Source organism: Komagataeibacter ossonobensis (assembly GCF_057359305.1).
This window is the reverse complement of record NZ_JBXAYQ010000003.1, coordinates 267,789-275,002: the sequence shown is the minus strand read 5'-3', so window position 1 is coordinate 275,002 and position 7,214 is coordinate 267,789. Positions and strand designations below refer to the sequence as shown.

8 protein-coding genes are annotated in these 7,214 nt (G+C 62.5%); 7 read left to right on the top strand and 1 reads right to left on the bottom strand.

The window, feature by feature from the left end:
• The first annotated feature begins 89 nt into the window (after window positions 1-89).
• The 7 genes from AC1RQ9_RS05285 (at window position 90) to AC1RQ9_RS05255 (ending at window position 6,118) form a co-directional block, all read left to right on the top strand.
• Entirely contained in the window at window positions 90-833 is a 744-nt protein-coding gene (locus tag AC1RQ9_RS05285; protein WP_019085945.1) for a TlyA family RNA methyltransferase, read from the top strand.
• Window positions 834-940: 107 nt separating this feature from the next.
• Window positions 941-2,185, top strand: a complete 1,245-nt coding sequence (gene rlmN, locus AC1RQ9_RS05280; protein ID WP_193732136.1) for a dual-specificity RNA methyltransferase RlmN — start codon at window positions 941-943, stop codon at window positions 2,183-2,185.
• 110 nt (window positions 2,186-2,295) lie between these two features.
• The gene (locus AC1RQ9_RS05275; RefSeq protein WP_007400432.1) at window positions 2,296-3,525 is read left to right on the top strand and encodes an argininosuccinate synthase; all 1,230 of its coding nucleotides are present in this window, start codon (window positions 2,296-2,298) and stop codon (window positions 3,523-3,525) included.
• A gap of 48 nt (window positions 3,526-3,573) precedes the next feature.
• Window positions 3,574-4,068 carry an FKBP-type peptidyl-prolyl cis-trans isomerase gene (locus AC1RQ9_RS05270; protein ID WP_193732137.1) on the top strand — a complete coding sequence of 165 codons (495 nt, stop codon included), beginning with the start codon at window positions 3,574-3,576 and terminating at the stop codon, window positions 4,066-4,068.
• 80 nt (window positions 4,069-4,148) lie between these two features.
• Entirely contained in the window at window positions 4,149-4,637 is a 489-nt protein-coding gene (locus tag AC1RQ9_RS05265) for a c-type cytochrome (protein WP_485985856.1), read from the top strand.
• A gap of 48 nt (window positions 4,638-4,685) precedes the next feature.
• Window positions 4,686-5,681 (top strand): tryptophan--tRNA ligase, encoded by a 996-nt coding sequence (gene trpS, locus AC1RQ9_RS05260; RefSeq protein ID WP_193732139.1) that lies wholly within the window; start codon window positions 4,686-4,688, stop codon window positions 5,679-5,681.
• 17 nt (window positions 5,682-5,698) lie between these two features.
• Window positions 5,699-6,118 (top strand): secondary thiamine-phosphate synthase enzyme YjbQ, encoded by a 420-nt coding sequence (locus AC1RQ9_RS05255; protein WP_019085950.1) that lies wholly within the window; start codon window positions 5,699-5,701, stop codon window positions 6,116-6,118.
• 238 nt (window positions 6,119-6,356) lie between these two features.
• Here the strand turns inward: AC1RQ9_RS05255 and fghA are convergent, their stop codons facing one another.
• Window positions 6,357-7,211: an S-formylglutathione hydrolase gene (fghA, locus tag AC1RQ9_RS05250; protein ID WP_019085951.1), complete on the bottom strand. Its 855-nt coding sequence runs from the start codon at window positions 7,209-7,211 to the stop codon at window positions 6,357-6,359.
• Window positions 7,212-7,214: the final 3 nt, after the last annotated feature.

The window sequence follows — 7,214 nt, the reverse complement described above, 5'->3', positions numbered from 1 at the left end:
GCCCGCCATTGTCGCCACCGCGCTGTCCGCCCTGGGCGTGCCGCATTCGCGCCAGATGGCCTGAGCGCACAGGGGAACAGGCACCGCGCATGGCAAAACGTCGCGTCGATCAGATGCTGGTGGACCGGGGCATGGTGGAAAGCCGCACCCGTGCGCAGGCACTTATCATGGCTGGTCTGGTCCACACGCCCGACCGGCGCATTGACAAGGCCGGGGAGCAGATTGCCGAGGACACACCCCTGACCCTGAAGGGACAGGACCACCCGTGGGTGTCGCGTGGCGGGATCAAGCTGGCGCACGGGCTGAAGCACTTTGGCCTGTCGCCTTCGGGCCTGACCTGCCTGGATGTTGGCGCATCAACCGGTGGCTTTACCGATGTGCTGCTGCATGAAGGGGCGGCAAAGGTCTATGCCGTCGATGTCGGCCATGGACAACTGGCCTGGAAACTGCGCAGCAATACCGAACAGGTGGTCGTGCTGGAAAAATGCAACGCCCGCGCGCTGGACAGCACCATCATTCCCGACCCGATACAGGCGCTGGTCTGTGACGCCAGTTTCATCGGCCTGCGCACTGTCCTGCCCGCGGGGCTGGATCTGTGCGTACCGGGGGCATGGGCCATTGCGCTGATAAAACCGCAGTTCGAGGCCGGACGCGACGCGGTGGGGGCCAAGGGCGTCGTGCGCGACCCGGCCGTGCATGAAGCCGTGTGCCAGATGATTCATGAATGGTGGTCTGGCCTGCCGGGCTGGACCGTGCTGGGCATCGACCCCAGCCCCATCACCGGGCCGGAAGGCAACCGGGAATTCCTGATCGCGGCCCGCAAGGACGGCTGATCGACAGTCGCATCCCCTGCCCCGCCTGTGCTACACAGGCACGAAAGAGCGGCCATCAACGCCCTTCCCCTTTCTGAAATGACACGACGAACATAGGCAGCACCGGTATGTCCGCAGCCCCTGCACCCTCACCTTCCCGGTCACGCGACGGGACGGCGGCCTCGCTTCTGAATGACGAGGAACGCACGCGCATCCGTGCGAAATCCGCGCAGTTCGCTCCCCCTGCCGCCGCCCTGCCCGATGGCAGGCGCGACCTTGTGGGCCTGTCGCGTGAGGAACTGACGGACATCATGGTGGAGATTGGTGAAAAGCCATTCCGCACCAAGCAGCTGTGGCACTGGATCTACCATCAGGGCGCGACCGATTTCTCGCGCATGAGTTCCATCGCCCGTCCGCTGCAGGAAAAGCTGGCCGAACGCTTTGTCGTCGGCCGCCCCGGCGTGGTGACCGAGCAGACATCGCAGGATTCCACGCGCAAATTCCTGTTCCGCTTCCGCGACGGGCAGGAAGCCGAAACCGTGTACATCCCCGACCGGCAGGAAGACCGGGGGGCTGTGTGCATTTCCTCACAGGTGGGCTGCACACTGTCATGCACCTTCTGCCATACCGGCACGCAGGCGCTGGTGCGCAACCTTGGCGCCGCGGAAATCGTAGGCCAGTTCATGGCGGCGCGCGACAGCTATGGCGAATGGCCCAGCCCGAAGGGCGACACCCCGCGCCTGCTGTCCACCATCGTGCTGATGGGCATGGGCGAGCCGCTGTACAATTATGACAACGTGGCCAAGGCCATGCGCATCATCATGGATGGCGAGGGCATTGGCCTGTCGCGCCGGCGCATCACGCTGTCCACGTCGGGCGTGGTGCCAATGATGGACCAGTGCGGGGCGGAGCTGGGTATCAACCTGGCCGTGTCACTGCATGCCGTGCGCGACGACCTGCGTGACGAGATCGTACCGCTGAACCGCAAATACCCGATCAGGGAAGTCATTGCCGCCTGCCGCCGCTACCCCGCCGCCAGCAATGCGCGGCGCATCACGTTCGAATACATCATGCTGCGTGGCGTCAATGACAGCGAGGCCGACGCACGTGAACTGGTGCGCCTGATTTCGGGCATCCCGGCCAAGGTCAACCTGATCCCGTTCAACCCATGGCCGGGCAGCAGCTACCGGCCATCCACGCGTGAACAGCTGGACCGTTTCGCGAAAATCGTGATGGATGCGGGCTTTGCCTCCCCCATCCGCATGCCGCGCGGGCGCGACATCCTGGCTGCGTGCGGGCAGTTGCGCACGGAAAGCCAGCGCCTGCGCCGCGCGGAGCGGACGGACGCCACGCCGGACCCTGCCGGGGCATAAAAATCCGGCCTTATCTTCTGGTCGCCCGCGCCGTGGGATGCTAGGAGGACATGCCGCCGGTTCACCCGGCAAAATGTTGTCCAAAGTTTTCTCGACAGGAGCGTTCTCCCATGGCCGCCAGGGATGTCAAAAAGGTCGTTCTCGCATATTCGGGCGGTCTTGATACTTCCGTGATTCTGCGTTGGTTGCAGACCACCTACAACTGCGAGGTCGTGACCTTCACGGCCGACCTTGGCCAGGGCGAGGAACTGGAACCCGCCCGCCGCAAGGCCGAAATGTTTGGCGTGAAGGAAATCTTTGTCGAGGACCTGCGCGAAACCTTCGTCAAGGATTTCGTCTTCCCCATGTTCCGCGCCAACGCGCTGTATGAGGGACAGTACCTGCTGGGCACATCCATCGCCCGCCCCCTGATCGCCCAGCGCCAGATCGAGATCGCTGAACAGGTCGGCGCCGACGCCGTGGCCCATGGCGCAACCGGCAAGGGCAACGACCAGGTCCGTTTCGAACTGGCCTATTACGCGCTCAAGCCCGACATCACCGTGATCGCGCCGTGGCGTGAATGGGACCTGACATCGCGCACGCGCCTGCTGGCCTTTGCCGAGGAACACCAGATCCCCATCGCAAAGGACAAGCGCGGGGAAGCCCCGTTCTCGGTCGATGCGAACCTGCTGCATTCCTCCTCGGAAGGCAAGCTGCTGGAAGACCCGGCGGTAGGCCCCGAGGAAATCGTGTTCCAGCGCACCATTTCCCCCGAAGCCGCACCGGACAAGGCGACCGAAATCACCATCGATTTCGTATCGGGCGACCCGGTGGCAATCAATGGCGTGGCCATGTCGCCCGCAACGCTGCTGACGCGCCTGAACGAACTGGGCCGTGACAACGGCATCGGTCGTCTTGACCTGGTGGAAAACCGCTTTGTCGGCATGAAGTCGCGCGGCATTTATGAAACGCCGGGCGGCACGATCCTGCTGACCGCGCATCGCAGCATCGAAAGCATCACCCTTGACCGCGAGGCCATGCACCTCAAGGACAGCCTGATGCCGCGTTATGCCGAGATCATCTACAACGGGCTGTGGTTCTCCCCCGAGCGCCGCATGCTGCAGGCCCTGATTGACCAGAGCCAGCATTCGGTAACCGGCCGCGTGCGGTTGAAGCTGTACAAGGGTAACGTGATCTGCGTGGGCCGTGAAAGCCCCAACAGCCTGTACGACACCCGCGTCGTCACCTTCGAGGATGACGAGGGCGCATACAACCAGGCCGACGCGCAGGGCTTCATCAACCTGAATGCGCTGCGGCTGCGCCTGGGGGCCAAGATCGGCCGTCGTGGCGGCGCGCTGTAATCGCCCATCCGGTCCTTCGTGTTCATTCCAACAACCTGCCGAGGTGTCATGAAACGCTTTTCCCGTGTCATTCCCCTTCTCCTTGCCACAGCGGTGGCGCTGCCGCTTGCGGCATGCGGGGGAAACAAGGATGACCAGCCGGAACTGACCCCGGCACAGTTCATGGACAACGTACGCAAGCAGCCCGGCGTCAAGACCCTGCCGGACGGACTGGCCTACAAGGTCCTGAAATCCGGGCCGAAAGACGGCGCGCAGCCCACCATCAATGACAGCGTCATGGTCATATACGAAGGCCGCCTGCCCGATGGCGGCATCTTTGACAGTTCCGACCAGCACGGGCATGGCGCGTACATGCAGATGCCGCTGGAAATGGTGATCAAGGGCTGGCAGGAAGCCGTGCCCATGATGCATGTAGGCGATACATGGATGCTGTACGTGCCGCCTGAACTGGGTTACGGGCATAAATCCATGGGCATCATCCAGCCTGACAGCCCGCTGATCTTCAAGATACAGCTTCTGGGCGTTTCCCCCGGCGGCCATTAAGGCATGCAGGGCCATTCACCCCAGCCGGGTGAATGGCCCTTTTTTCATGACATAACGGGACAGGAAACCGGACAACCGACATGGGTATTGGAACCGGGCGCATGGCGTCCGTACTGCGCGGGGGCTGCATGGTGGCCACCGTTGTACTGCTGGCGGCGTGCACGCGCCATGGGCAGGAAGGGTACGCGCGTTACCGCACCAACTGCGGCATCTGCCACCATGGCGGCAAAGGGATGAAGGGCGAGATCCCGCCCGTGTCCGGTCGGGTGGATAAAATAGCCGCGACACCGGAAGGCAAGCAGTACCTCATGCATGTGCTGCTGAACGGGCTGAATGGCCCGCTGCAGATTGACGGCGTGCGCTACAACTTCTCCATGCCGCCGTTCCGCGCCCATCTGTCGGATGCGGAAATCGCCTCCATCCTCAGCTATCTGGCGACCCGTGGCGACACCCGCCCCGTCCCGGTCTTCACACCCGAGGAAGTGGCGGCCGAACGCGCCCACCCGCTGACCACCACCATGGTGGCGGAAGAACGCCGCCGCCTTGACGCCATTCATCCCCTGCCCTGACCCCCCGGCACCTTGACCTGCACGGGCAAAAAAACGGAAAATACCTTCATGCAACGCCTATTTTCCGGCATTCAGCCGACCGGTATCCCGCAGCTTGGCAATTACCTTGGTGCAATACGCAACTGGGTTGCGCTGCAGCGTGATCATGAATGTATCTTCTGCCTGGTGGACATGCACGCCATCACCACGTGGCAGGATCCCGCAGTGCTGCGCCAGCAGACCCTGGCACAGACGGCGGTCCTGCTGGCGTCGGGCATTGATGTGCACAAACATATCCTGTTCAACCAGTCCGCTGTCAGCGCCCATGCGCGCCTGGGGTGGATTTTCAACTGTGTCGCGCGCATTGGCTGGCTCAACCGCATGACGCAGTTCAAGGACAAGGCGGGCAAGGACCGGGAAAAACATTCCGCCGGCCTGTATGTCTATCCTGACCTCATGGCTGCCGACATCATGGCATACAAGGCCACGGTCGTGCCGGTGGGCGATGACCAGAAGCAGCATCTGGAACTGACCAACGACATCGCGCAGAAATTCAACCACGATTACGGGACCGAATTCTTCCCGCAGGTCGAAGCCCTGATCCCGCCGCAGGGTGCCCGTGTGATGAGCCTGCGTGACGGTACCAAGAAAATGTCCAAATCCGATCCCTCCGCCCAGAGCCGGATCGAGATGACGGATGACGCCGACGCCATTGCCAACAAGATCAAGCGCGCCAAGACCGATTCCGAACCCCTGCCATCTGAGGAATCCGGCCTTGAAAACCGGCCCGAGGCACGCAATCTGGTTACCATCTACGCCACACTGTCCGGTCGTACGGTGGCCGATGTGCTGGCGCAGTTTGGCGGTCAGGGTTTCGGACCGTTCAAGACGGCGCTGACCGACGTGTTGGTGGCGGCGATTGCCCCGATTGCCGAAGAAACCGGACGACTGCTGAAGGAACCCGGTTTCCTGTGCGACACGCTGCGCAATGGCGCGAACCGGGCGCGCACCATTGCCGAACCCATTGTATCGGAAGCGGAAACCCTGATTGGCTTCCTGAAATAAGCACGAAAGGTGGCGCCATGCGGCAGGAACTGCACACCCTGCAGGTTACGACCCGGGGCAAGGGACTGGTCCCCATCGACCGGCCCGTGCTGGACTGGGTGGGGCAGAGCGGGATTGAGACCGGCCTGCTGACGCTATGGTGCCGCCATACCTCCGCATCGCTGGTGGTGCAGGAAAATGCTGATCCTACGGTGCGCACGGATATCGAACGGTATTTCGAAACCCTCGTACCCGAACAGCCGGGGCGCTACATCCATGATGATGAAGGCCCGGATGACATGCCCGCCCACCTGCGCGCCATGCTGACCAATACACAGCTTTCCATTCCGGTGGCCGATGGTCGTCCGGTACTGGGCATGTGGCAGGGACTGTACCTGTTTGAACATCGTGCCCGCCCGCACCGGCGCGAAATCGTGCTGCACCTGATGGGTGACTGACCGGACACCGGCGATCGCGATATGCCCCCGTTGCCGTTCCTGAAGACGATTTGAAAACAGTAGAAATTTTTGGGTGCCGCCTTTTTTTCAAACAGGCGGCGTTTTCCTGAAGATTTTAAAAAAAAGCTTCACCAAAAACTTCTGTTTTTATCAGGGGTGCTGCCCCGACAGACAGCACAGACAGGGCGGCCAGCGCATATCGCCATGCACCAGCACGCCAGATCTGCTTTCCCCAAGATCACACCGCGTTAAGGATCGTGGCGTGATGGTCGATATGATCGGCAATAAATGACTGGATGAACCAGTAGGAATGGTCGTAGCGCGGGTGCATGCGCAGACGTAAGGCCTGCCCCGCCGCACCGGCCGCCGCCGCCAGCAGTTCGGGTTTCAGCTGGTCATGCAGGAACTGGTCGGCTTCCCCCTGATCCACCAGGATTCCAGTGGGGTGGGTATGACCCGCTTCCAGCAGCAGCGTTGCATCATGGCGTGCCCATGTGGCGCGATCGGGGCCAAGATAGGTGGAAAATGCCTTCTCCCCCCATGGGACGACGGCGGGATGGCAGATCGGGGCAAACGCCGAAACCGATTTCCATGCATCCGGCGCGCGCAGGGCATGGACCAGCGCACCATGCCCGCCCATGGAATGGCCCATGATGCCACGCCGCGCGCCATCAATGGCAAACACGTCCTGTGTCAGTTCGGGCAGTTCGTGACTGACATAGGTACCCATGCGGTAATGCGCGCGCCATGCAGGCGTTGTCGCGTCAAGATAGAAACCCGCCCCCGTGCCGAGGTCATAAGCGTCACCTTCCCCCGCGACACCCGCACCCCGTGGCGAGGTATCAGGCGCCACCAGCGCGATGCCATGATGAGCCGCGAAACGCACGGCGTTGGACTTGATCAGGAAGGTTTCCTGCGTGCAGGTCAGGCCAGCCAGCACGTGCACCACGGGCACGCGCTCCCCCGCCAGCGCGCGTTCGGGCAGGAACACGCCAAAGCGCGCCTCCAGCCCCAGGCTTTCGGACGGGTGGCTATAAAAGCCGATCCGCCCGCCACAGCTCGCATGTTCCTCAAGCGTCGTGATGCTGCCCATGGA

Bases quoted from the DNA above. Each gene is read 5' to 3' on its own strand.
- AC1RQ9_RS05285 (WP_019085945.1), top strand. From the start codon at position 90: ATGGCAAAACGTCGCGTCGATCAGATGCTGGTGGACCGGGGCATGGTG.
- rlmN (WP_193732136.1), top strand. From the start codon at position 941: ATGTCCGCAGCCCCTGCACCCTCACCTTCCCGGTCACGCGACGGGACG.
- AC1RQ9_RS05275 (WP_007400432.1), top strand. From the start codon at position 2,296: ATGGCCGCCAGGGATGTCAAAAAGGTCGTTCTCGCATATTCGGGCGGT.
- AC1RQ9_RS05270 (WP_193732137.1), top strand. From the start codon at position 3,574: ATGAAACGCTTTTCCCGTGTCATTCCCCTTCTCCTTGCCACAGCGGTG.
- AC1RQ9_RS05265 (WP_485985856.1), top strand. From the start codon at position 4,149: ATGGGTATTGGAACCGGGCGCATGGCGTCCGTACTGCGCGGGGGCTGC.
- trpS (WP_193732139.1), top strand. From the start codon at position 4,686: ATGCAACGCCTATTTTCCGGCATTCAGCCGACCGGTATCCCGCAGCTT.
- AC1RQ9_RS05255 (WP_019085950.1), top strand. From the start codon at position 5,699: ATGCGGCAGGAACTGCACACCCTGCAGGTTACGACCCGGGGCAAGGGA.
- fghA (WP_019085951.1), bottom strand. From the start codon at position 7,211: ATGGGCAGCATCACGACGCTTGAGGAACATGCGAGCTGTGGCGGGCGG.